Genomic DNA, 21,774 nt, shown 5'->3' on the forward strand with positions numbered 1-21,774 from the left:
TCGCCCATCGCCGTGCATGGTGGGGACCGCCGTCCCCGTCCCGGTTCGCACACGCTGCCGCCCGGCACACACGAGGTGCACCGGGCGGTAGCGGGCCTGTCCCCCTGTCAGGCCGGGAGGTGGAACTGCTGGTTGGTGCCGCCCGCGCAGGTCCAGATCTGCAGCCGGGCTCCGTTGGCCGTCGACTTGTCCGTGACGTCGAGGCACTTGCCGGAGACGGGGTTCACCAGGGTGTCGCCGCTGCCGCGCTGCCAGACCTGGGCGCCGGTGCCGTTGCAGTCGTAGAGCTGGACCTTGGTGCCGTTGGCGGTGCCTGCCGCGGTGAGGTCCATGCACTTGCCGAGGCTGCGGACGGTGTTGTCGGAACCCACGGTCCACTGCTGGGCGGTGGTGCCGTTGCAGTCGTACATCTGGACGGCGGTGCCGTTGGCGCTGCTCGCCGAGGCGACGTCCACGCACTTGCCGCCGAGGCCCGTGATCTGGCCGGTCGAGCCGGTGGGCGGCGGCGGGGTGGTGCCGCCGGTCACGGTGTTGAAGGTGCTGGAGAACTGCCAGGCGCTCTGCGGGGTGCCGCTGCAGGTGTCCGAGAGCTGGCCGTTGGTGGCGCAGGCCTTGTCCCGGCCGAGCGCCCAGAAGGCGAGTTCCTGAATGCCCTTGGACTTGGCGAAGTTGGCGAGCGTGGTGGCGTTTCCGGTGGTGAAGATCTCGCTGACGTCGTCGTTGACCCCGATCATCGGGGTGTTGCCCTCCATCGCCCACAGCTGCGCGTCGGACTTCTCCGGCCAGATGGCGCCGAGTTGGGTGCGCAGCGCGCCGGCGGCGTCGGTGGCCGCCTTGCCCATGTCCCGGGTTCCGTCGTAGTAGTCCATCGTCATGATGTTGACGAGGTTGACGTTGAGGCCGTTGCTCTTGGCGTTGGACAGCAGCTTCGTCCCGTTGCCGTCCAGGCCGTTCGGCATGGCCGGCAGGGTGTACTGGACGTCCAGTTTGCGCCCAGCGGCGGCGTACTCCTGCTGGAGCTGGGCGAGCGCCTTGTTGCGACGGTCGTTGGCGGCGGTGTCGGCGATCGCGCCACCCTCGATGTCGAAGTCGACGCGGGTGAGGTTGAGGGTGTCGATGACCTTCTTGTACTGGGCCTTCAGCGAGGTCACGCTGGTACAGGCCTGCGCCTCCTCGGTGCCGGAGGCACCCCCGAACGAGGCGATGACGTCGCCGCCCGCGCCCCGCAGGGAGTTGATCGCGGAGGTCCAGCCGGCGTCGGTGACGGGCGTGTCTCCGTTGAACATGGCGTTGCAGCCGCCGCCGTCGATGACGAAGGCGAGCGTGAAGTACTTCAGGCCTGTCGCATTGCGCGCGTTGGTCATCGCCGAGGGCGAGTTCCAGGTCTCGACGTACGGCGCGGCGTAGTGGGCGGGGAAGCCGGGGCCGGGGTTGGCCGCGGCGCTCGCGGAGCCGCCGGCGGCGACGACGGCGGTGGCGGCCATCGCCAGGACGGCGGGAGCGGTGGCGAGGGCTCTGACGGCGGATCTGATCACAAGACGGCTCCTGTCATGAGCGCGAGGGGGCGCGATGATGCGGGGGGGTGCCGTGAGTGGAGCAAGGGGGCGTAGCGGCGGTTCATGTGACTGACAGCGATTCCGCCACATGAACATCCGATGACCGATGACGGTATGGACTAGACCAGCTTCGCGTCAATACCCTTGAATCCGGGAAGAGTTCGGACGGGCGAGGCCACCCCCGCGCGGTGGTACGCGACGCAGGGCGGCGGCAGGGGCGCGCCCGGACCCTGGAGCGGCCGGAGCGCCGAAAGCCCGGCCGGCGACCACCGTGGGCTCGGAGTTGACGACGCGGCACAAGCCCCGGAGGTACCGGCGGGTGACCGACGCGCTGGATGTGCACGTCCCGTGGCCGCGGGCCGAGCCCCACGCCGCCACCCCGACGTGCTCACCACCCAGCGCAGGGAACGCGCCGGCATGCGCGGCGAGAAAGGCGTCCGCTGGGGCGGCCGCCCCCCTCAACCCGGCGGTCTGATCACCCGCCCCGTGGTCGTCGGCGGTCCAGCCGGGCGGCCTCACCCGGGAACGCGCCCCGTCAGGCTGCTTCGGGCTTGCGGGCCAGGAGGCAGGCGTGCGGTCTGTTCACGCGTCCGCCGGGCTCCTGTTCCAGTCTCGCGGTGACGACGAGTCCGGCCCGGCCCAGCAGGCCGACCATGCGGTCCAGCGGCAGGAGGTACGACTCGTAGGACACCGGATGGCCATAGCCGTGGGTCGGCTGCAGCCGCTCGTCGCCGACATAGTCCCCCCAGAGCAGATAGCCGCCGGGCGCGAGTGTGCGGTGGAACTCGGCGAACACATCCGGCAACCATTGCGGGGGCGTGTGATGGGTGGAGTACCAGGCCAGGATGCCACCGAGCTCGTCGTCCCTCGTCTCCAGCGCGGTCATCGAGCCCTCGTCGAACCGCAGGTTCGGATAGGCGTGCCGGGCCAGCCCGACCATCTTCGGCGACAGATCGACGCCGAAGACGGACACTCCCAGCCCGGCCAGGTGCGCCGTCACTCGTCCCGGGCCGCACCCCAGGTCCGCGGCCGGCCCCAGACCGGCCGTCCGCACCAGTTCGGCAAATCCCGCCAGCATCGCGCGTGACAGCGGGTCCATCTCGGCTGGGGACGGGACGCGTTCGAGGTAGGCGGCGGCGACCGTGTCGTACGACTCGCGGACGGCGGTCAGAAAGGAGGGCTCAGCCATGCGGGCGACCCTAGACCAGGCGACCGACAGACCATGGCGCGACGTTCAGCCGACCCGCGCGACATCGACCGCCGCCGCCTTCCGGCCGTCCCCGTCGCTTACGGTCACGCCACTAGCCGGGGAAGCGTCCGCAGAGCCAGTTGCCCGGTTCCGCCGGGTCGTCGCTGGTCCAGAACTGGCGCCAGAGAGACGCGAACTCCTCGCGGCCCAGGTGGCCGTCGCCGTTCAGGTCGAGCAGTTCGAAGACACCGGTCATGTCCACGGGCTGCCCGTTCCAGGTCTCCACGAGCCTGCGGTGTTCCTCCGGGGAGATACGGCCGTCACCGTTGGCGTCCACCGCGTCGAAGACAGTGTCGGCGGTCGCCGTGACGGCCTCGGCCATGGTGGGCAACCGGTCGACCAGGGTGAGCAGTTCGCCCATGTCGACCGTGCCGTCACCGTTGGCGTCCCCGGCCTCCAGAAGCGCGTCCCACCAGCCCATCAGCAACATCTCGACCCGAGCGCGCAGTGGGGTCCCTGACTCCACGCCCGGGAGCAGGCTCCAGCGGGCGACGAGCGCGGCGAAGTCGTCCTCGCGCAGGTAGCCGTCACCGTCCGCGTCGAACGCGGCGAACATCCCCTTGAGCTTGCGCTCCTGAAACGCGCTGGCCATGAGCGGCCTCCTCGACGCCGAACCGAACCACGAACCGCGGACCGCGACTGCCGGACGCGTGCCGTTCCCGTTTGCAGTCGCCACGGACAGCGTAGGTCGAGGCGCGCCTCCGGCCCCACGGGCACATGTGGCCGAACGGTCACCCACGTGACGGGGTGACCGGCCGGCCCGCGAGCCGTTCCTCAGGTGTTCCGGTCCTGTGAGGCGTGATGGTTCCCCTCCTCGTTTCTCGCCTCCCGCTCCGCCGCCTCGGCGATGTGCTTGATGTCGGCCAGTCGTCGGTCCCAGTCGTCCGCGAGCGTGGCCATCCACTGGGCCGTGGCGCTCAAGGCCGCGGGCCGCACCGCGTAGCGCACCTCGCGTCCGACCCGGCCGCCGGTGACCAGTCCGGCGGCGTCCAGGACGGACAGATGCTTGACCACCGCCTGCCGTGAGACGGGCAGTCCTTCGGCGAGCGTCGTCGCGGTGGCCTCGCCCTGTGCGGCGAGCAGTTCGAGCAGTTGGCGTCGCGTCGGGTCGGCGAGCGCGACCAGGACACTGTCGACGACCCCGGCGGCGCCAGGACGTTCTTCCGTCACGTGGACGGCTGTTCGGCACGCGTCTTGAGCGCGCCGAGCTCCAGGGGCCAGCCTTCGCTGTGGTCCTTCACGTTCTGACTGCGCAGCTCCTCCGAGCCCGCCAGTGCCGCGAACCCGCTCTCCACGACGCGCAGCCGTGTCCGGTCGCCCTCCTGGGTCAGCGTGAACTCCACGAGGGTGCTGTTGTCCTCGCGCAGTTCTTCTCCCGGGAACGCGCTGGTCCAGCGGTACGCCAGATACGTCGGCGGCTCGACCTTCTCCACCCGCACCGGGAAGTCGCCGTGTTCGGCGTTCTTCGCGATCAACGACTCTCCTTCCCTGGCCACAGTGCCGGGAAGGCTCGCCTTGTCGGCCACCCAGAACCCGGGTTGGGCCACCAGCTCCCAGACCCGCTCCAGGGATGCGGCGATCAGGGTTTCGCGCTCGATGCGGTCCTCGCTGCTCATGAGGATTCTCCGTCCATGTCGATTTGGGTGCAACTCAAGGGTTGCACATCGAGCCCCGAGGAGCAACCCGAAGGTTGCACCAGAACAATGTGCCCGGAAGGAGTGCCGGCGCCCCGGATGCCCAGGACGCGGGACTTTCGTCCCCCGCCTGGCTTCACAGGTACCTGGTAGGTACCATGCTGGCATGCCATCACTGAATGTGACGTTCACGGACGAGGAAATGGAAGGTGTGCGCGCGGCCGCCTCGGCGGAAGGCAAGAGCCTGAAGCAGTACATGCACGATCTCGGTGTCCGTGAGATGCACCGCAAGCGGTTCGTCGCCGGCGCCACCTCGTGGGCGGACAAGCTGCACGCCGAGTTCGACGAGGCGTTCCCCGACGAGGTCCCACCCTCGCAGCGTGGCGATGGGGTCGCCGCCGCCTGATGAGCGAAATCCTGTACATCGATGTCTCCTGGCTCCTGGACGTCCAGGAAGCCGCCCTGGGAACTGACGACGTGTCGGTCACCGACTACTCGGCCCTGGTCGCGGCCGTCGCGCGGCACAAGACGCGCATGCCGACCCTTCAGACGTCCAATCCCGACACGGCGTGGCGCGCGGCGGCGCTTCTGCACACGGTCGTGCGGCTCGAGCCGCTGCCGCATCGCAACAGCCTCTTCGCCGCGTTCGTCGCGGCCCAGTACATGGACCAGTCCGGCGAAGGGATCGATCCTCCCTATGGCAGCCTGTCCGACCTGATCAGAAAGGTCCGGGAGACCCGCCTGCCGATCTACGCCGTCGCGGACGTCCTGCGTTCCTGGAGGATCTGAGACTCTCCCGGACCCGTGGGCTCAGTAGAAGTCGCCCCGGTGGTGCGGGGGGTTGACGGCGTCGCGACGCTGCTGGAGCAGCCCGGCCGTCCTGTTCGCCGCTGTCTCCCGCAGGTGTGCCTGACTCTGCAGGGTCATCATCGAGCCGAGTGCGTGACGCACCGTCATCGGGTTGTCCACGCAGGCCTGGTACAGCACGGCGGCGCGCTGGGCGTCCTGGTAGAGCGTGCGGTACACCTCGGCGGCGCGGTACTGGCCGTAGGGGTGGTTGCGTGCGGCGGCCGCCAGGAAGTACTCGAGGGCGTGCTCCGCGGGGGTGCGGGTCACGGGCAGCAGTCGCTCCAGGTACAGGTCGCCCAGGGCCAGCATCGCCTCGGGCTCGCCCAGTTCGGCCGAGGAGCGGTACCAGCGGGCCGCCTCGTCGAGCGACTGGGGGATACCCGCCTGGGGGCAGCCCTGGTGGTAGAGCGAAGCGAGGTAGTAGGCCGCTCGCGGTGACCCGGTGCTCTGCCGCAGCCGTGGCACGGCGCTCGCGTACTGCCCCCGCACGTAGTCGATGTGTCCCAGGAGTTCGACGGCGGCGCCGTGACCGTTCGCCGCCGCGGTTTCCAGGAAGGCGGTGGCCGCGCCCCGGTGTTCAGCGCTGTCCCAGCAGTGCAGACCGATCCGGTAGTACTCCTCGGCGCTGGTCGGCTCGTGTCCGTCCACGGTGAAGTTGGTCCCCTGCCACTGCACCACGTCGCTGCCTCTCTCGTCCTGACCTGCCTCGGCGGGCGGCTCCCCTCATTGTCCCGCAGTCACGCGGGGTCGCCAGGTCGATGACGGCGGCAATCGGTCCCGGACGGACGATTCCGGCCACGCACACGGATCAGGTGTCGATCGTCCGCGTCAGAGGCGGACGACGACCACGACGGTGTCATCGGTGGCGGCGCTCAGCGTGGTCAGTTCCTCCGCCAGGTCCTCGGCATCGTCCTTGTGGTGCCGGGTGAGGTGGTCGGCGAGGCGTTGGAGGCCCCGGTCGATGTCCTCTTGCCGGCGCTCGATCAGCCCGTCGCTGTAGAGGACGAGCGCGGCACCGTCGGCGTAGGTGGTCGTGGCCTGCGGGCGGGGGGTGTGCACGGGGCTGGCCCCCAGGGGCGGATCCGTCGCCCGGTCGAGGAACTGCACCGTGCCGTCCGGGTGGACCAGGGCCGGAGGGGGGTGACCGGCGCTGCTGTAGGTGATGCGGTGGTCGCCCTCGTCGATGACGGTCTGCACGGCGGTGCTGGCCAGCGCGCCGTGGACGGAACGCGCGTACATGTCGAGCCCGTCGAGTGCGGACGCGGGCCCGTCGACGACGCGTATGGCCGCGCTCAGGGCACTCCGTAGCTGGCCCATGATCCCTGCCGCCGCCAGGCCGTGCCCCACGACGTCACCCACCGCGACGGCAGCGGCCCCGTAGGCGAGCTGGGTCACCTCGTACCAGTCGCCGCACACATTGAGGTTGTCCTCCGCGGGTCGATAGCGCACCGCCGCCTCGTGACGCTCGAGCCGCTCCGGTGCGGGCAGCATCGCGTCCTGAAGAGCGAGGGCGACCTGCCGCTCGCGAGCGTTGGCCTGCCGTAGCCGATCGTTGACCTGCTGCAACTCGCGGGATCGCGCGTAGAGCTCGAACTGCGTCTGCAGGCGCCGCTTGTCGGATTCCGGACCGCATGCGCGCACGACATCGGTGATCTCTTCCAGACGGTGCACGACCAGCACGATGTTTCCCTCGGAGTCCAGGACGGGGGCGTTGATCGGGCTCCAGTAGCGCTCTTCGAACACGCCGGGTCGATGCGGCTCCTCCACGTCGTGGCGCATCGGCCCCGCGACGTCCTGGGCGCGGGTCTCCAGCACCCGTCGCAACGACGCCTTGAGATCGTCCGGGCCCTCCGGGTCCCTCGGGAAGGCGTCGTACACGTACCGGCCGACGAGTTGGTGTCGCGCGCGGCCGAGCAGGTGCTGGTAGGACGCGTTCGCATCCACGATGACAAGATCGGGCGTGAGCACCAGCATCGCGCTGGGTGACGCGTCGAAAATGCCCTGGTAGTCGATCTCCGGATCCTTCACGGCGCATCCCGCACACAGGGGCAAGGGCTCGGTTTTCGGTGCCTCTGTCTCATGCTAGGCGTTCGGCTCTCGGAACCACGAACGACCATGAACGACCACACGACCCCTCGCGCAGGGCTTTCGCGGCGATCACCCACGTGTGCCCGGTCACGGGACGCACCCCCGGTCATTCCTGTTGGTCGACGCGTACACCGGAAGCCAGTGCCGGCGGGACCGGAACCGGATGATCCTCCGTTTCGGGCGGCGCGCCAGGTGCCGGTGTCCGTGACGCCACGGAGGCCAGGTCTTCCTCGGCCCAGACGACCTTGCCGCCCGACACCGAGCGGGAGCCCCATCTGCGGGACAGCTGGGCGACCAGGAGGAGGCCGCGGCCGTTCTCGTCGGCGGAGCCCGCGCGGAGCGGACGCGGGGAGCAGACACTCCCATCGGTCACTTCGCAGGTCAGGACCTGATGCTGGATCAGACGCAGACCGACCGGGCCGGCGGCATGGCGAACGGCGTTGGTGACCAGTTCACTGACGATCAGCTTCGTGGCGTCCTCGAGACGTTCCAGGCCCCATGCGGTCAGCTGACGGGCTGCCAGGTGCCGGGCACGGCGGACGGAACCCTGGTCGCTCGGCAGCGTCCAGGAGGCGACCCGGGTCGGGCTGAGCAAGCGGGTCCTGACGAGGAGCAGGGTGACGTCGTCCGACGGCGCCTCCCCCGGCAGGGTCTCCGTCGCGTCGGCGCAGAGGTCGTCGAGGGAGCGACCCGGCTGCGAAAGGGCGGTGCCCAGGCGCCGCATCCCCACGTCGATGTCCTGGTCGCGGGTCTCGACCAGGCCGTCCGTGTACAGCGCGAGGAGGCTCCCCTCGGGCAGTTCCAGCTCCACGGACTCGAAGGGGACGCCCAGCCCCATGCCGAGAGGGGTCCCGGTGGGAAGGTCGGGGAAGGTGACCGTGCCCTGCGGGTCGATGATCACCGGCGGGGGGTGTCCGGCCCGGGCCATGGTGCACCGGCGAGTCACCGGGTCGTAGACGGCGTACAGGCAGGTGGCGCCGACCACCGCGGGAGGCTGGTCCGAGGCGTCGGCGTCCTCCTCGGCCAGTCGCTGGACCGTGTCGTCGAGGTGGGCCAGCAGTTCGCCGGGCGGCAACTCCATGTCGGCGAGAGTGTGTACGGCGGTGCGCAGGCGGCCCATGTTCGCGGCGGCGTTGATGCCGTGTCCGACGACGTCGCCGACGACGAGGGCAACCCGGGCGCCGGACAGGGGGATCACATCGAACCAGTCGCCCCCGACGCCGTTCTCCATGTCGGCGGGCAGGTAGCGCGAGGCCGTCTCGACCGCCGTGCCGCCCCTCAACCGGTGGGGAAGCAGGGTGCGTTGGAGCGCGAGGGCAGCGGTGTGCTCGCGGGCGTACTGGCGCGCGTTGTCGAGGGACAGCGCGGCGCGGCTGACGAGTTCCTCGGCGAGGAGCAGATCGACCTCCTGGAACGGCCCGGGGTCCTCGGTGCGGATGAACACCACCACGCCCAGCAGGGCGCGTCGTGCGCGGATGGGCACCACCATCAGGGAGTGCATACCGTTCTCGTGGATCTTCCGCGCCCGTGCCGGGTCCTCGTCGATCCAGGTGCCCGGAGTGCCGCCCAGGAACGGTTCCAGGTGGGACCTCCCGGTGCGCAGGACGTCCATGAAGGGTGAGGCGGGCCGCACGAGGACCGGTTCGCCGCGCACCCAGGGGGATTCCGGGACGCCTTGGTGGATCGAGGCCAGTCCGGCACGTCGGAAGACGAGGCGCTCGCCCGTCGAACCGACGTGGACCGGTGGCCCTTCGCCGAAGGGGACCGACTGCTCCAGGTCGACGGCGACGTAGTCGGCGAGCAGGGGCACGGCGAGTTCGGCCAGTTCCTGGCTGGTCCGCATCACGTCCAGGCTGCGGCCGAGGCGCGTACTGGCCTCGCTGAGAATGGTGAGGCGCTCGCGCGCCCGGCGGCTCTCGGTGACGTCGATGCTGATGACGCACACTCCCAGCACTCGGCCGTCGGCGTCCTGGAGACAGAAGACCGAAACGGCGAACGAGTGCTCCCTGTGCGGGGCCGTCGGCAGGCCCAGTCGGTACTCCTGGACCCTGGTGGTGCCGGTCTTCAGTACCTGCCGCATCATCGTCTCGAGTTCTTCGGACTTGGCCCCGGGCAGCACCTCGGTGAATCGGCGGCCGAGCCGTCGGTCGCGGGGCACGCCGTCGTGGCGCTCCATCGTGTCGTCCACCCAGGTGCACCGCAGTTGCGTGTCGCGCACGACGACACCGATCGGGGTGCGGGCGAGCAGCGACTCCCGCACGGACTCGCTCATCGCGCCCCAGGACAGCTTGCCGATGTCGGTCAGGGACACGAGCCATCGGACCGCGCCGTGCCGCCCCCGCAACATCGAGATCCGCAGGCTGACGTTGAGCACACGGCCGTCCTGGTGGCACACCGCCGTGGTGCCGGACCAGCCGTTCTGGGCACGGCACCGCTCGACGAACGCCGATATCGTCGGCGCCTTCCCGGCGGACGGCAGGACGAGCGCCGCGGACCGGCCCACCACGTCACCGGCGGAGTATCCGACAAGCCGCTCGGCGGCCCGCGTCCAGCCCACCACCGTCCCCTGGTCGTCAAGCATCGCGATCGCCGAGTCCGACCTCTCGATCGCGCTTGCTCGTTCACCTTGCGTCACCATGTCTGTGCTGGTCATCGCCGTAGTCCTCAGGTAGCCGGAGAGGGCGGTACGGATGCGGGAGGCCGCCGCGCCGCCGCCGCAGCGGCGGTGGCCACGGGAAGTGGCCGGGCGGAACGACCCGCGCTCCATCTCCACGCTCGGATTCAGATACGGACGGAGCCATCGAAACGACTCGATCCACACCTTTCAGGCAATTGACCAGAAGACGCTTTCAGCTGTGACAAGTGGTGCGCAGTGACCTTCTACCCGTCCTTCCGCGGTGACCGTCTACCCGTCATGGGGACGCGGTGGAACCGATCGGTTGTTCAGGTCCACGGAGAGGAAGATGTCCTTGGCGACCGGATCGCGCAGTTCCTCGGCGAGCTGGCCGATGAGTCCGGCGGTGCGGGCGAGCAGGGCGAAGGCACGCAGGAGCTCCAGGGGCAGGCCGAGATCCGCGAGCGCGGCCCCGCACACCCCGGCGCCGTTGAGCGGCAACGTCCTGCCCAGCACCTGGAGGTGCACACGGCCGATGGCGGCGAACAGGGCGAGATGCGGGCCGGACACCCCTTCCTCGTGGGCGATCCGGAACAGCCGCGCCGTGCGGGGGTCGCCCTGCTTGTGCACGTGATGGCCCAGCCCCGGTACCAGCCGGCCCGCCTCCCGTGCCGAGCGCACCGCTGTCAGCGCGAGCGCGTCCCACTCCCCCTCGTCGGCCGGATGAGCGCCCTCCACACCGGCCAGGACGTCATGCAGGAACCTGCCGCAGTCCTCGGTGACGCCCAGGAAGCGCGAACCGCCCCCCAGCAGGCCGGCCGCGAGCGCTCCCTGGACGGAGTCCGGAGCGGAGAGGAAGGTCAGCCGCGCCGTGATGGCGGTCGGCGTGAACCCGTGATCGGCGAGTGCGGCCAGCACCGCCTCGAAGACGCGGATCTCTCCCTTGGCCGGCCGGCGCTGCGTCGCGAGCCAGAACGCCAGCTCGCCGAAACCGACCTCACCCATGACCTCCTCGGCGAGGTCCCGGCCGAGGAGGGTGATCCGGTCCAGGGACGAGGCGCCGAGCGCTGTCGGATACTCAGGCATCGCCACTCTCCAGCCACTTGCGCACGTCGTCGCCGTGTTCGTCGAGGGCGGGCGGCGGCAGCCGGTAGGCGGCCGGTGTCTCGGAGAAGCGGATCGGGTGCCGGGTCGTGGGCACGGCCCGCTCGCCCTCACCGACCTCGACCACCGGGTCGAGCCCGAAACGCTCGGCCATGGCGAACCCGCCGTCGATCGTGTTGATCGGCCCGCACGGCACTCCCGCGGCCACCAGCAGCTCGAACCACTCCAGGGCGCCGCGCGTCCTCAGCCGCTCCACCAGGATCGGCCGCAGCTCCTCACGCCGCTCGGTGCGGTCCGCGTTGTGGCGGAAGCGGGGGTCGTCGGCGGTCCCGGGGATGCCGAGCACCTCGCACAGCCTGCGGAACTGTCCGTCGTTGGCGGCGGTGACGATCAGGTCGCGGTCGGCGGTCGGCAACGGTTCGTAGGGGAACACGCTGGGGTGGGCGTTGCCCATCCGGTACGGCACGGTCCCGCCGGCGACGTACGCGGAGCTGTGGTTGACCAGCCCGGTCAGCGCCGAGGACAACAGGTTCACCTCGACCAGCTGGCCGCGTCCGGTGCTGTCGCGGTGACGCAGTGCGGCGAGGATCCCGATGGCCGCGTGATTTCCGGCCATCACGTCGAACACCGAGATGCCGGCCCGGTACGCGGGCCCCTCGGGGTCGCCGGTGAGGCTCATCAGTCCGGAGATCGCCTGCACCATCAGGTCGTACCCGGGAACGTCCCGCCCCGGGCCCGTACCGAAGCCGCTGATCGAGGCGTACACCACGCCCGGGTTCACGGTGCTGACCGAGGCGTGGTCCAGACCGTAGCGGGCCAGGCCGCCCGGCCTGAAGTTCTCGATCACCACGTCCGCCCGCCGGGCCAGTTCCCTGGCCAGCCGGGCGTCCCCCGGGTCACGGAAGTCCAGGACGACCGACCGCTTCCCCCGGTTGACGCCCAGGTAGTACGTCGACACCCCGTCCCTCACGGGTGGCGTCCAGGAGCGGGTGTCGTCCCCCGCCGGGCCCTCGACCTTGACCACGTCGGCCCCGAGGTCCGCCAGCAGCATCGTCGCGTACGGACCCGCCAGGATCCGCGAGAAATCCGCCACCAGCAGCCCGTCGAGCGGCCCGCGCACACCGTCGGCCATGACTTACGACTCCTCCTGCCGCACCGCGACACCCTCGCCGCGATACGTGCTGTACGTGTAGGGGTTCGAGACCGGCTCGGTACGCGGGATCTCCGGCTCCAACGCCTCCCGCCAGGCCTCCTCGCCGAGCGTCCTGCGGGCGTACTCGACCGTGGCGCCCACGGCCTCGCGCGCCTTGGGCAGGTCGACACCGACCAGTTCGTGCCGGTACTTCACGACCCTGCCGTCGACGACGACCGTGTCCACGTCGGCCCGCTGGGCCTGGTACACCACGTGCCCGTAGGGGTGCAGGAGAGGGAACATGGCCGGGTCGCGGTCGTTCCTGATCAGTACGAGGTCCGCCTTCTTGCCCGGTGTCAGCGAGCCGATCCGGTCGTCGAGGCCGAGGACCCGCGCGCCGCCGAGGGTGGCCCACTCGACGACGTCCTGTGCCCGCAGCGTGTGGTGGACCACCGTCTCGCCGGCCGCGTGGGCCTCCAGGTGCTCACGAGCCCGATCGGCCGAGAGCGTGGCGCGCATCGCCGAGAAGAGGTCGGCGCTGAACCACACGCTGGTGTCCATCGACAGCGACACCGGGATGCCGTGCCGCCGCAGGCTCCAGGTGGGCGGGTAGCCCTGTCCCGCGTTCTGCTCGCTCTCCGCCGACACCGACACCCTTCCGCCGGAAGCGGCCATCCGCTGGTAGGAGTCCTCACTGAGCGTGGCGGAGTGCACATAGGTGACGTCGGGGGTCATGAACCCGTGGTCCCACATCAGCCGGATGCCGTCGTCGCCCGTCGCGCCCCAGACCCCGGCGTGCGTGGTGACCGGCACGCCGAGTTCACGCGCCGCCTCGAACGCGGCCTTCTCCGGGAACGCCGCGTCGCCCGTGACGTCGAACGCCAGCTGGAGCCCCAGCATGTCGTCCGGCGCGGCGAAGTGACGGTCCACGAACCTCCGCATCTCCGGGGCCGTCGCCCACTCCCACGGCGCGCCCAGGAGGTTGCCGTAGGCCAGGACGAAGCGGCCCGGTACGGCCCGCAGCGCCTCGACGGCCGCGTCCCCGTGCTCGGGAGTCCGCAGGCCGTGCGACCAGTCCACCGTGGTGGTCACTCCCCCGTCGAGCGCTTCCACGGCCGACAGCAGGTTGCCCGCGTGGATGTCCTCGGGGCGGAAGATCTTGCCCCAGTTGAGGTAGTAGAAGACGAAGTACTGCGACAGCGTCCAGTCCGCGCCGAACCCGCGCAGGGCCGTCTGCCACATGTGCCGGTGCGTGTCGACCATGCCCGGCATCAGGATGCCGCCGGTGGCGTCCACCACGACCGCGTCCTCGGGCGCCGTCAGCGCGTGCCCGACCCGCTCGATGAGTCCCGCGCGCACCAGGACGTCCCCGCCCTCCAACAGACCGATCGCGGCATCCATGGACAGCACGGTGGCGTTACGAAAAAGAAGGGGGCGTCCGGCGTTGAGGTCGTCGGGGTGCGGGATGTCGATCGTCATGAAGTCACCTCGTTGTGCTGCTGTGCCCGGGTGCGCAGCACCCGCGACCGGAGGACGAGAGGTACGGCCGCGGTGGCCGTGCCGACCAGGAGCGCGGCGGCTCCCCACCCGTAGCCGTGGAGGGGGTCGAGGCCGAGGGCATGGTCGAGAGACCATGCGCCCGGGCCGGTGAAGCCGAGGACGGCGGCCGCCGCTCCGTACCAGAACGGGACCTCGCAGCCGCCCTGTTGGGCCCAGAACCCGTTCGGAGCGGTCGCCGCGGCCGCCACGGTCATCGTGCCGACGACGACGGCGCAGCCGCCGGGGGTGAGCAGGCCGGTCGCGAGCGACGCCGCTCCGGTCAGCTCGGCCAGCCCCGCGAGCAGGACCATGGGCCGGCCGGGTACGAAGCCCCATCGTTCGAAGACGGCGGCCGTTCCGTCGGGCCCCGCCCCGCCGAACCGGCCGAAGAGTTTCTGGGCGCCATGGCCGCACAGGAGTGCGGCGAGAAGCAGCCGCAGCAGGAGAAGGCCGAGGTTCACGGCTGTGTTCCGTCCGAGGCCGAGGGCTGCAGCACGAAGTCGAACTCGGCCCGCAGATAAGGCGCGTCGACGGTGCTCCCGTCCGGGGCGGGGCCGGCCGGATGCTCGCTGAAGTCCACGACCAGTTCGTCCTTGGTCCCGAAGACGACGTCGCTGTCCAGGTAGGGGGAGCCGCTCCGGAACAGGTGGGTGATCAGCCGGTCGTGGCCGGGATGGTCGATGAGGAAGTGGACGTGCGCGGGTCGGAAGTGGCTGATGGCGGTCCGGCCGATGAGCGCGCCGACCGGTCCGTCCATCGGGATGGCGTAGCCGAGCGGAGCGATGGTGCGCACGCAGTACGTCCCGTCGGAGCGCGTCCGGTACTTCGCGCGCAGCCGTGCCTCGTCGACGTCCGCGAGCTGTGCCTCGTAGGTGCCGTCCGCGTCGGCCTGCCACACGTCGAGGACGACGTCCGGCAGCGGTGTGCCGTCGAGTCCGAGCACCCTGCCGGTGACGAACAAGGGGGTGCCCTCGACACCGTCGGACATGTCGAAGCCGTACGGGGCCGGTGGCGAGCCGTCGATGTGGAACGGGCCGAGGACCGTGGCGGGTGTCGCGGCCGGCGCGAACCGGTGGTTGAGCTGCACGACGAGGGTGCTCAGGCCGAGCACGTCGGAGGCGAGGATGAACTCCTGACGTTTGTCGTCGCTGATCCGCCCGGTCGCCGTGAGCCACTCCACGGCCGCCATCCACTCGTCCTCGGTGAGCCGGACCTCGCGTGCGAACGCGTGCAGGTGCCGCACCAACGCCGTCGTCAGCTCGGCGAGCCGGGGCGAGTCAGCGGTGGCCCAGCGTTTCTCCGCGAGGTCGGTGAGATTCTCCTCCGTCACGAAGGCCATGGAATCCTCCTCGGTCCGGCCTGCCCGGCGTCATGCCGACGTCTTGCGGACGACTGTCCGCACAGCGGTCAATGTGCCGCATGGTTGAGAGCGAAACAAGACCTCTGCACCGACCAGAAGGCAGCGGACGTATCGGACCACTGTCCGCTCGGCTAGCCTGGTGCCATGCGCCGAGACGGAAATCCCGAGTTCATCGAGGCCCTCGCCCGCGGGCTGGACGTGTTGCGCTGCTTCCGGCCGGGCAGCGGCTCGATGACCCTCAGCGAGATCGCCGGCGCCACGGGCCTCGCCCGCCCCACGGCCCGGCGCATCCTCATCACGCTGGAACAGCTCGGCTATGTCCGCTCGCAGGAGCGCGGCTTCTCCCTCACTCCCCGGGTACTCGACCTCGGCACCGCGTACGTCGGTTCGATGAACCTCTGGGAACTCGCCCGGCCCCATCTCCGCGACCTGGTCGAACAGACCCGTGAGTCCTGCTCGATCGCCCAGCTGGACGGGTCCGACATCGTCTACGTGGCCAGGGTCGCCGTACCGAAACTGGTCACCCTGGGCGTCACCATCGGGACGCGGTTCCCCGCTCTGCAGACCTCGCTCGGCAAGGTCCTGCTGGCCACGCTGAGCCACGACGAACTCGACAAGTCGCTGGCCGAACCGAGCCGTTCCGGCGTCACCCCGCGCTGGACCCCGGACCGGGACGAGATCCACGCCGTCCTGCGTGATGTGCGGGCCAAGGGGTGGGCGGTCACCGACCAGGACCTCGCACCGGGCATCCGCTCGGTCGCCGCGCCCGTACGCGACGGGAACGGCACGACCGTCGCGGCCGTGAACGTCAACGCCCACGCCGCCGAGACCTCGGTGGAGACCCTGGTCGACCATCACCTGCCCCTGCTGCTGCGCGCGGCGAGCGCCATCAGCGGCGACTGGGCGACGTGGCAGGCACGCTCCCTGGAGATCCTCGACACCGCGCCCTGAGCCCCGACGCCGTGCTCAGGCGTTCGCCCGCCCTGTCCGGAAGCGGACGAAACAGACCCCGTCGCGCCTGTCCACCGACCGAGGCACCGCCCCTTACGATCACCGACCGTTGCCCGAACGGTTCGGGGAGGGGTGGACGACTCGGTGCGGGAGTGGTGGACGACTCGGTGCGGGAGTGGTGGATGACAGGGATTTCCCGCCGGGCGGTGACGGCCGTACTGGCGGCCTTCGCCCTCCTGATCGGCATGTCGGCGGCGGCCCAGGGCATCGTCAACGGCAGTCGGGTGACATCAGCGGCCAAGTACCCCTGGATGGCGCAGATCCAGATCCTGAGGGACGGGCGACACCAGGGCTCCTGCACGGGCACCCTGGTGAGCGAAAGCTGGGTCCTCACCGCCGGCCACTGCGTGGGCAGCCAGGAGATCAGGGTGGTCCTGGGCACCACCGCGCTCCGGACACAGACCGACGCCTCGCTCCGCGTGCTCCGCGTCGTCAGACACCCGCGGTACGCGTCCGGCCGCCATCTCCGCTACGACGCGGCGCTCCTGCGACTGGACACGCCCGTGAGCTTCGGTCGCACCGTCGCGCCCCTGACGCTGCCGCCCTCCTCCCGCCTCACGTCGTATCCGGGACCGCTCGTGGTCGCCGGCTGGGGCCACACCCGAGAGGACGGTCCCGCCCCGGACACGCTGCTGGAGACATACCAGGCCGAGAGCGGCCGATGCTTCCGCCAGGGGCTCCGAAGGAAGCTCCACGTGTGCACGCTCATCCGGAACCACCGGGCGACCTGCTACGGAGACAGCGGAGCACCCCTGATGCACCGGAACGACCGGGGCGGGTTCACTCTCGTCGGTATCAGCAGCGGCATCGTCGGCGATCATCCGTGCGGAGCGGAGGGCCAGGAGAACTACTTCGCCCGGGTCACGGCGCTCGTCGACTGGATCCGTCACTGGATCCGTCACCGCACCGAGCCGCTTGAACGACAGGGCCTACAGCAACGACAGAGCGGACAGCACTGACAAGCACGGCCGGCACCGCCGGCGCGCGGCGGCCCGGTCAGCGGTGGTCCGGCCTCCCTGGAAGGTTGCGTCGGGTCAGGCCGCCGAGGGGCGGCGGAGGAACCACACCGTCGGGACGGTCATCACGAGGAGCACGACTCCGGCGACGAACCAGCCCAGATGAAGGGCTTCGCTGAAGGCCTGGGGGACGGCGACGGAGATCGCGTGCGCCTGCGCGGCCGGGGGGCCGCTCGTGCCGCCGTGGGCGATTCCGGCGACCACGCCGTCGACACGGTCGGCCGGGATGCCCGACGCGGCCAGTCGGTCGTGCAGGTAGTCCGGGAACCGGGTGGTGACCAGGGTGCCCAGAACACTGGGGCCGAGCACGCTGCCGAGCTGGCGGAACATGTTGACCGACGCGGCCGCCATGCCGGCCTGGAGCGGTGGCACGCTGTTGACGGCCGCGGCGGTCGACGGCGCCACCAGGACGGCCGAACCCGCGCCGGCGACGAACAGGCCCGGCCACATGGCCCCGTACCCGCTGAACGGTCCGGCCGCCAGGAGTGCGAAGGCTCCCGCCCCCATGAGGACGAGGCCGGTGGTGAGCGTCGCGGCGACGCCCATCCTGCGCACCAGACGGCCGGCGAACGCGCTGACGACGATGTAGGTGGCGAACATCGGAAGAAGCTTCACGCCCGTCATCAGAGCGCTGTCGTGGGCGACCCGCTCCAGATGGAGAACGGTGAGCAGTGAGATGCCGACGAAGCCGAACATGGTGACGGCGCTGATGCTCATCACCATCGTGAACGAGGCGTTCTTGAACAGCCGCAGCTGCAACATGGGGTCGTCGTGGCGGAGTTCGACCCGCACGAAGGCCGCCAACGAGAGGACGAAGACCGCGTACGCGGCGATGATGACGGGCCTGCCGTAGCCGGTGGAGCCACCCTCGATGATCGCGTACGTGGCCGACGCGACGGCGAGGGTGCCGAGGACGACGCCCGCCGAGTCGAACCGGCGTGTGGGGTGCTTGCTCTCCGTCACCAGCAGCGGGGTGAGGATCAGGGCGAGCACGCCGATGACCACGTTGGTGAGGAAGACGGCGTGCCACGACACCCGGTCGAGCAGTACGCCGGCCACCAGGGGTCCGACCGCCAGCCCGAGGCCCGCGCAGCTCGCCCAGGCGCTGATGGCGCCGGTGCGCTCGTGCGGGTCGGTGAAGGTGTGGCTCACGATCGCCAGACTGGCCGGCAGGACGGCCGCCGCGCCGACGCCCATCAGCGCCTGGGCGGCGATGAGCAGGCCCGCGTCGCCCGCCAGGTAGGCGATGACGCTGCCGACGGTGAAGAGCGTGACGCCCGTCAGAAGGGTCCGCCGCCGCCCGACGATGTCGCTCAGCGTGCCGGCCGACAGCACCAGACTCACCAGGGCGAGGCTGAAGGCACTGCTCACCCAGACCGTGGTGCTCGCGGACAGGTGCAGGGCGTCCTGGAGCGGCGAGAGCGCCGAGATCGTCGAGGAGACGTTGACGAAGACCATCATCACGCCCAGGCAGAGGACCAGCAGAGCCCACCACCTCCGCCCGTTCGGGGTCGCGTGGGGCGCGGAGGTCGGAACCGCACGGGTGCTAGGCTGACTAGTGGAGACCATAGTCAGAAGATAGCAGGCTGGCTATGCACATTCGTAGCCAGGGAGGGTGTGAGGTCATGACGGAGTCCAGCGGGGCGCCGGAAGCCGGTGTCGAGCCGGTGATCACCAGGACCGGCCGGTTCTCCGATCACGACGAGAGCGTGGCGGGCTGGTGCCACATGGAGCACGCCCTGGAACTGGTCGGCACGCGGTCCGCGATGATCCTCCTGCGCGAGATCTACTACGGAGCCCGGCGCTTCGACGCGCTCGCACGGCACACCGGTCTGACCGAAGCCGTCACCGCCCAGCGACTCAAACGCCTCGTCGAGGCGGGCCTGCTCCAACGGCATCCGTACCGGGAGGCCGGCCAGCGGACCAGGTACGAATACGTCCTCACCGATCTGGGCAGGTCGCTGTTCCCCGTGTTCGTCGCCCTGATGGAGTGGGGAGCGCGCCTCGGCAACGAAGGCGGCGTCGAACTCGTCCACGTCGGCTGCGGAAGCCCGGTCGGCGCCGTGGTGCAGTGCGCGCAGGGCCACGACGTCGGCCTGCCCGACACCGCCGCGCGGTTCGCGTCGGACGCGGGACGCGAGGATCTCTGACTCCGCGTGCCGCACGGTCAGCGAAGGATCACCGTCGCCCGCAGGCCCGTATCGGCCGTGGCAGACTCCGCCCGCGGTCACCCGCGGTCACCCGGTGGCCCGGTACAAGATGCGCGTCCGCCCTGCCGAGGTCAGGGTGGGCAGTGCGTGATCGGGTCCGTCTCCCCAGACGGAGCCCTCTGCCCGGGACCGGCCCCGCCGCGCGAGGGGTCGGCGCCCGCGGAGGCGTTGCGCGCGCCCAGCCGTTGTGCCTGCCGTGCCCGCGATCGGAGCGATGTGGCCGACCTCCTGACTTCCCGTGAGGAATGGATCGCCGGCGGCGCCCGCCAGGCTCTCCCGGGATTCGGTCGCACCGTATTCGTGCGCCACGACGGAGCACCGGACGCTGCACCCGTGACTCTGTTGCACGGGTTCCCGACCTCCTCGTACGACTGGGCGGCGGTCGTGCCGCAGCTCGTGGCCGCGGGCCACCGCGTGACCACGGCCGACTTCCTCGGTTTCGGCGAGAGCGACAAGCCCTACCCGCACCCCTACTCCGTACTCGAGCAGGCCGACCTCATCGAGGCGGTCTGGGCCCTGGACGGCCGCGAGACGACGGCCCTGGTCGCCCACGACTACGGGGTGTCCGTCGCCCAGGAAATCCTGGCCCGCAATCCGCTCAGGGTCACGTCGATGACCTGGCTCAACGGAGGCATCTTCCCCGACCTCCACCACCCCACCCCCGAGCAGACGCTCCTCCACGGTCCTTCGGGGCCCGAGGTGGCGCGGCAGATGAAGGAAGAGGCGTTCACGGCGTCTGTGTCGCGTCTCACCGGCAGGCCCCTGTCCGGCGAACTGCTGCACGACATGTGGCTGGGCGTCCTCTCACGCGACGGCCTCAGGGTCCTCCCGGCGCTCCTGCGTTACATGGACGAGCGGCGGGAGCACACCGCCCGATGGACCGGGGCACTGCGCACCTACGACGGCGGACAGCAGTTCGTCTGGGGCCCCGCGGACCCGTCAGCGGCGCTCACGTGATCCCGCGCATCCGCGAGGCGGTCCCGCACGCCGAACTGACCGTTCTGAGCGGGCCTCCCGCAGTCGGCCACTTCCCTCAGGTCGAAGCGCCCGAAGTCGTCGGCCCTCTTCTCACCGAATGGCTCGCCGACTCCCTGTAGAGCGTCGTCCGCGGTCCTTCGACAAGGCTGTCCTCCAGATGCGCGGCCGGGTCGGCCGACCTAGCGTCAACGCCATGGCAGAGCCGGATCCGCGGGGCGACCACGCCCATGAGGGCAACCGCGCCCGCGCGGCCCACCTGCGGCCTCCTGGCAGGGTGAACCGGCGGTGGGAGGCCTTCGCGCGTTCCCCTTTCCTGCCGGCGACGGTGCTCGTGTTCCTCGTCTCGGCGGTGGCGGGCGTCTTCGCGTGGTCGTACACCTACGCCTTCGCCAATCCGACCCCGCACCGGGTGCCGATCGCGGTGATCGGGCCGCCGGACGCGGCCCACGGCGCCTTTCTGACCGGCATGGAGACCGCGCTGGGCACCTCGTTGGTGGTTCACAGGTACCCCTGCTACGCACAGGCCAGGCAAGCCGCCGAGAGACAGACGGTCTTCGCGATCTTCGACGTGCGACAGCGGCGCACGGTGACGGTGGACGTCTCGTCCGCGTCGGGCGCATCGGTGGCAGCGGTGCTCGAACAGGCGGCGCGGGCGGCGGGAAAGACCGCGGGAACGGACGTCGTGGTACGGGACATCAAGCCGAACCAGAGGGGCGATCCTCGCGGTCTGGCGATCTTCTACATCTCGCTGGCGGCCGTGGTGGTGAGTTTCGTGGGCGCGATCCAACTCAGTGTGCACGCGAAGGAACTCGGCGCCGGTGCGCGCCTCGCCTTCACCGTCGCCTACTCCCTGCTGGGGGCGTTCACCATCACAGCGGTCGTGGACTGGGTTCTCGGAGCGCTCCAACTGCCTTTCGTGGCGGTCTGGCTGACGCTGGCCCTCACGATGTACGCCGCCAGCACGCTGTTCCTGATGTTCATGGTCCTGATCGGACGGTGGGCCCTCATCCCCACCTGGTGTCTGACGGTGCTGATCGGGAACCCCTCCTCCGGCGGCGCGGTCTCCTGGCCCCTGCTCCCCACCTTCCTGGGCCTTGTCGGCCGTTGGCTGCCGACGGGCGCGGCGATCGGCGCGATCCACACCGAGGTCTACTTCCCCGGGTATCTGCATGCCTTCCCGTTCCTGGTCCTCACCGGCTGGGCCTTCGTCTCGACGATGGTCTTCTGCCTGCTGAGGCACCGCCGACCCGGAGCGGAGCCGACCGTCGCCGCGCACCCGGAATGACGTACCGACCACCACGGAGCGCCAACCGACAGGAGCGGGAAATGAGGGCCGGCGACGGGAAATCATCATCCTTCGCTCGGTTTGCCCCGGTGATCGGCCCACCATATGGTCGCTTTGAGTAAGGGGCGGACCGCGACGGACAGGCAGTT

22 protein-coding genes and 1 pseudogene are annotated in these 21,774 nt (G+C 70.4%); 9 read left to right on the forward strand and 14 right to left on the reverse strand.

Going from position 1 to position 21,774, the window contains the following annotated elements; all coding sequences use genetic code 11:
* Positions 1-107: 107 nt before the first annotated feature.
* The gene (locus tag OG199_RS01260) at positions 108-1,535 is read right to left on the reverse strand and encodes an RICIN domain-containing protein (RefSeq protein WP_401804971.1); all 1,428 of its coding nucleotides are present in this window, start codon (positions 1,533-1,535) and stop codon (positions 108-110) included.
* 393 nt (positions 1,536-1,928) lie between these two features.
* On the opposite strand from OG199_RS01260, the pseudogene OG199_RS01265 reads away from it, so the two are divergent.
* Positions 1,929-2,009: pseudogene (locus OG199_RS01265) on the forward strand (IS630 family transposase); the annotation flags it as partial.
* An 82-nt stretch (positions 2,010-2,091) separates the two neighbouring features.
* Here the strand turns inward: OG199_RS01265 and OG199_RS01270 are convergent.
* The 4 genes from OG199_RS01270 to OG199_RS01285 all read right to left on the reverse strand — a co-directional run bounded on the left by OG199_RS01270 (position 2,092) and on the right by OG199_RS01285 (position 4,421).
* A complete protein-coding gene (locus tag OG199_RS01270; RefSeq protein WP_405827371.1) occupies positions 2,092-2,745 on the reverse strand; it encodes a class I SAM-dependent methyltransferase in 654 nt (217 codons plus the stop codon).
* Between the two features lie 112 nt (positions 2,746-2,857).
* Entirely contained in the window at positions 2,858-3,397 is a 540-nt protein-coding gene (locus OG199_RS01275; RefSeq protein ID WP_401804965.1) for an EF-hand domain-containing protein, read from the reverse strand.
* A 182-nt stretch (positions 3,398-3,579) separates the two neighbouring features.
* Positions 3,580-3,975 carry an ArsR/SmtB family transcription factor gene (locus tag OG199_RS01280; RefSeq protein ID WP_401804962.1) on the reverse strand — a complete coding sequence of 132 codons (396 nt, stop codon included), beginning with the start codon at positions 3,973-3,975 and terminating at the stop codon, positions 3,580-3,582.
* Entirely contained in the window at positions 3,972-4,421 is a 450-nt protein-coding gene (locus tag OG199_RS01285) for an SRPBCC domain-containing protein (RefSeq protein WP_356804593.1), read from the reverse strand. Before OG199_RS01285 ends, OG199_RS01280 begins: the two co-directional genes overlap by 4 nt.
* 184 nt (positions 4,422-4,605) lie before the next feature.
* Here OG199_RS01285 and OG199_RS01290 point away from each other — a divergent pair, with 184 nt between their 5' ends.
* Both OG199_RS01290 and OG199_RS01295 read left to right on the forward strand, forming a co-directional pair.
* A complete protein-coding gene (locus OG199_RS01290; RefSeq protein WP_168533035.1) occupies positions 4,606-4,845 on the forward strand; it encodes a hypothetical protein in 240 nt (79 codons plus the stop codon).
* Positions 4,845-5,228 carry a toxin Doc gene (locus OG199_RS01295; RefSeq protein ID WP_153286752.1) on the forward strand — a complete coding sequence of 128 codons (384 nt, stop codon included), beginning with the start codon at positions 4,845-4,847 and terminating at the stop codon, positions 5,226-5,228. The genes OG199_RS01290 and OG199_RS01295 overlap by 1 nt, the downstream gene beginning before the upstream one ends.
* 21 nt (positions 5,229-5,249) lie before the next feature.
* On the opposite strand, the gene OG199_RS01300 is transcribed toward OG199_RS01295, so the two are convergent.
* The 8 genes from OG199_RS01300 to OG199_RS01335 all read right to left on the reverse strand — a co-directional run bounded on the left by OG199_RS01300 (position 5,250) and on the right by OG199_RS01335 (position 15,104).
* On the reverse strand, positions 5,250-5,966 hold the full coding sequence (locus OG199_RS01300; RefSeq protein WP_401804958.1) for a tetratricopeptide repeat protein: 717 nt from the start codon (positions 5,964-5,966) through the stop codon (positions 5,250-5,252).
* A 150-nt stretch (positions 5,967-6,116) separates the two neighbouring features.
* Complete coding sequence (locus OG199_RS01305) at positions 6,117-7,316, reverse strand: PP2C family protein-serine/threonine phosphatase (protein WP_401804955.1); 1,200 nt, start codon at positions 7,314-7,316, stop codon at positions 6,117-6,119.
* 166 nt (positions 7,317-7,482) lie between these two features.
* Positions 7,483-10,029, reverse strand: coding sequence for a SpoIIE family protein phosphatase (locus tag OG199_RS01310; RefSeq protein ID WP_401804953.1), 2,547 nt, complete (start codon positions 10,027-10,029; stop codon positions 7,483-7,485).
* 252 nt (positions 10,030-10,281) lie between these two features.
* On the reverse strand, positions 10,282-11,076 hold the full coding sequence (locus tag OG199_RS01315; protein ID WP_405827376.1) for a citryl-CoA lyase: 795 nt from the start codon (positions 11,074-11,076) through the stop codon (positions 10,282-10,284).
* On the reverse strand, positions 11,069-12,226 hold the full coding sequence (locus tag OG199_RS01320; RefSeq protein WP_405827378.1) for a CaiB/BaiF CoA transferase family protein: 1,158 nt from the start codon (positions 12,224-12,226) through the stop codon (positions 11,069-11,071). Before OG199_RS01320 ends, OG199_RS01315 begins: the two co-directional genes overlap by 8 nt.
* Before the next feature lie 3 nt (positions 12,227-12,229).
* Positions 12,230-13,705: an amidohydrolase family protein gene (locus tag OG199_RS01325; protein WP_405827380.1), complete on the reverse strand. Its 1,476-nt coding sequence runs from the start codon at positions 13,703-13,705 to the stop codon at positions 12,230-12,232.
* Positions 13,702-14,226 carry a DoxX family protein gene (locus OG199_RS01330; protein WP_401804945.1) on the reverse strand — a complete coding sequence of 175 codons (525 nt, stop codon included), beginning with the start codon at positions 14,224-14,226 and terminating at the stop codon, positions 13,702-13,704. The genes OG199_RS01325 and OG199_RS01330 overlap by 4 nt, the downstream gene beginning before the upstream one ends.
* The gene (locus OG199_RS01335; RefSeq protein ID WP_356804578.1) at positions 14,223-15,104 is read right to left on the reverse strand and encodes a dioxygenase; all 882 of its coding nucleotides are present in this window, start codon (positions 15,102-15,104) and stop codon (positions 14,223-14,225) included. The genes OG199_RS01330 and OG199_RS01335 overlap by 4 nt, the downstream gene beginning before the upstream one ends.
* Before the next feature lie 165 nt (positions 15,105-15,269).
* On the opposite strand from OG199_RS01335, the gene OG199_RS01340 reads away from it, so the two are divergent.
* Together OG199_RS01340 and OG199_RS01345 are read left to right on the forward strand one after the other, a co-directional pair.
* On the forward strand, positions 15,270-16,076 hold the full coding sequence (locus OG199_RS01340; RefSeq protein ID WP_405827383.1) for an IclR family transcriptional regulator C-terminal domain-containing protein: 807 nt from the start codon (positions 15,270-15,272) through the stop codon (positions 16,074-16,076).
* Between the two features lie 182 nt (positions 16,077-16,258).
* Complete coding sequence (locus tag OG199_RS01345) at positions 16,259-17,095, forward strand: S1 family peptidase (RefSeq protein ID WP_405827384.1); 837 nt, start codon at positions 16,259-16,261, stop codon at positions 17,093-17,095.
* A 75-nt stretch (positions 17,096-17,170) separates the two neighbouring features.
* Here the strand turns inward: OG199_RS01345 and OG199_RS01350 are convergent, their stop codons facing one another.
* The gene (locus OG199_RS01350; RefSeq protein WP_405827385.1) at positions 17,171-18,721 is read right to left on the reverse strand and encodes an MFS transporter; all 1,551 of its coding nucleotides are present in this window, start codon (positions 18,719-18,721) and stop codon (positions 17,171-17,173) included.
* 56 nt (positions 18,722-18,777) lie between these two features.
* Here OG199_RS01350 and OG199_RS01355 point away from each other — a divergent pair, with 56 nt between their 5' ends.
* The 4 genes from OG199_RS01355 to OG199_RS01370 all read left to right on the forward strand — a co-directional run bounded on the left by OG199_RS01355 (position 18,778) and on the right by OG199_RS01370 (position 21,625).
* A complete protein-coding gene (locus OG199_RS01355; RefSeq protein WP_356804573.1) occupies positions 18,778-19,302 on the forward strand; it encodes a helix-turn-helix domain-containing protein in 525 nt (174 codons plus the stop codon).
* A 393-nt stretch (positions 19,303-19,695) separates the two neighbouring features.
* Positions 19,696-20,319 (forward strand): alpha/beta fold hydrolase, encoded by a 624-nt coding sequence (locus OG199_RS01360; protein WP_405827387.1) that lies wholly within the window; start codon positions 19,696-19,698, stop codon positions 20,317-20,319.
* Positions 20,316-20,459 carry an alpha/beta fold hydrolase gene (locus tag OG199_RS01365; RefSeq protein ID WP_405827389.1) on the forward strand — a complete coding sequence of 48 codons (144 nt, stop codon included), beginning with the start codon at positions 20,316-20,318 and terminating at the stop codon, positions 20,457-20,459. Before OG199_RS01360 ends, OG199_RS01365 begins: the two co-directional genes overlap by 4 nt.
* 74 nt (positions 20,460-20,533) lie before the next feature.
* Positions 20,534-21,625 (forward strand): ABC transporter permease, encoded by a 1,092-nt coding sequence (locus OG199_RS01370; protein WP_405827391.1) that lies wholly within the window; start codon positions 20,534-20,536, stop codon positions 21,623-21,625.
* Positions 21,626-21,774 lie beyond the last annotated feature (149 nt).

The organism is Streptomyces sp. NBC_01176, assembly GCF_045039825.1.
Lineage (GTDB): Bacteria > Actinomycetota > Actinomycetes > Streptomycetales > Streptomycetaceae > Streptomyces.

What these genes read in the sequence shown, in the direction of transcription:
- OG199_RS01270 (WP_405827371.1), bottom strand. Translation starts at nt 2,745, where the DNA reads ATGGCTGAGCCCTCCTTTCTGACCGCCGTCCGCGAGTCGTACGACACG.
- OG199_RS01275 (WP_401804965.1), bottom strand. Translation starts at nt 3,397, where the DNA reads ATGGCCAGCGCGTTTCAGGAGCGCAAGCTCAAGGGGATGTTCGCCGCG.
- OG199_RS01285 (WP_356804593.1), bottom strand. Translation starts at nt 4,421, where the DNA reads ATGAGCAGCGAGGACCGCATCGAGCGCGAAACCCTGATCGCCGCATCC.
- OG199_RS01290 (WP_168533035.1), top strand. Translation starts at nt 4,606, where the DNA reads ATGCCATCACTGAATGTGACGTTCACGGACGAGGAAATGGAAGGTGTG.
- OG199_RS01295 (WP_153286752.1), top strand. Translation starts at nt 4,845, where the DNA reads ATGAGCGAAATCCTGTACATCGATGTCTCCTGGCTCCTGGACGTCCAG.
- OG199_RS01310 (WP_401804953.1), bottom strand. Translation starts at nt 10,029, where the DNA reads ATGACCAGCACAGACATGGTGACGCAAGGTGAACGAGCAAGCGCGATC.
- OG199_RS01315 (WP_405827376.1), bottom strand. Translation starts at nt 11,076, where the DNA reads ATGCCTGAGTATCCGACAGCGCTCGGCGCCTCGTCCCTGGACCGGATC.
- OG199_RS01320 (WP_405827378.1), bottom strand. Translation starts at nt 12,226, where the DNA reads ATGGCCGACGGTGTGCGCGGGCCGCTCGACGGGCTGCTGGTGGCGGAT.
- OG199_RS01325 (WP_405827380.1), bottom strand. Translation starts at nt 13,705, where the DNA reads ATGACGATCGACATCCCGCACCCCGACGACCTCAACGCCGGACGCCCC.
- OG199_RS01335 (WP_356804578.1), bottom strand. Translation starts at nt 15,104, where the DNA reads ATGGCCTTCGTGACGGAGGAGAATCTCACCGACCTCGCGGAGAAACGC.
- OG199_RS01340 (WP_405827383.1), top strand. Translation starts at nt 15,270, where the DNA reads ATGCGCCGAGACGGAAATCCCGAGTTCATCGAGGCCCTCGCCCGCGGG.
- OG199_RS01345 (WP_405827384.1), top strand. Translation starts at nt 16,259, where the DNA reads ATGACAGGGATTTCCCGCCGGGCGGTGACGGCCGTACTGGCGGCCTTC.
- OG199_RS01350 (WP_405827385.1), bottom strand. Translation starts at nt 18,721, where the DNA reads ATGGTCTCCACTAGTCAGCCTAGCACCCGTGCGGTTCCGACCTCCGCG.
- OG199_RS01355 (WP_356804573.1), top strand. Translation starts at nt 18,778, where the DNA reads ATGACGGAGTCCAGCGGGGCGCCGGAAGCCGGTGTCGAGCCGGTGATC.
- OG199_RS01370 (WP_405827391.1), top strand. Translation starts at nt 20,534, where the DNA reads ATGGCAGAGCCGGATCCGCGGGGCGACCACGCCCATGAGGGCAACCGC.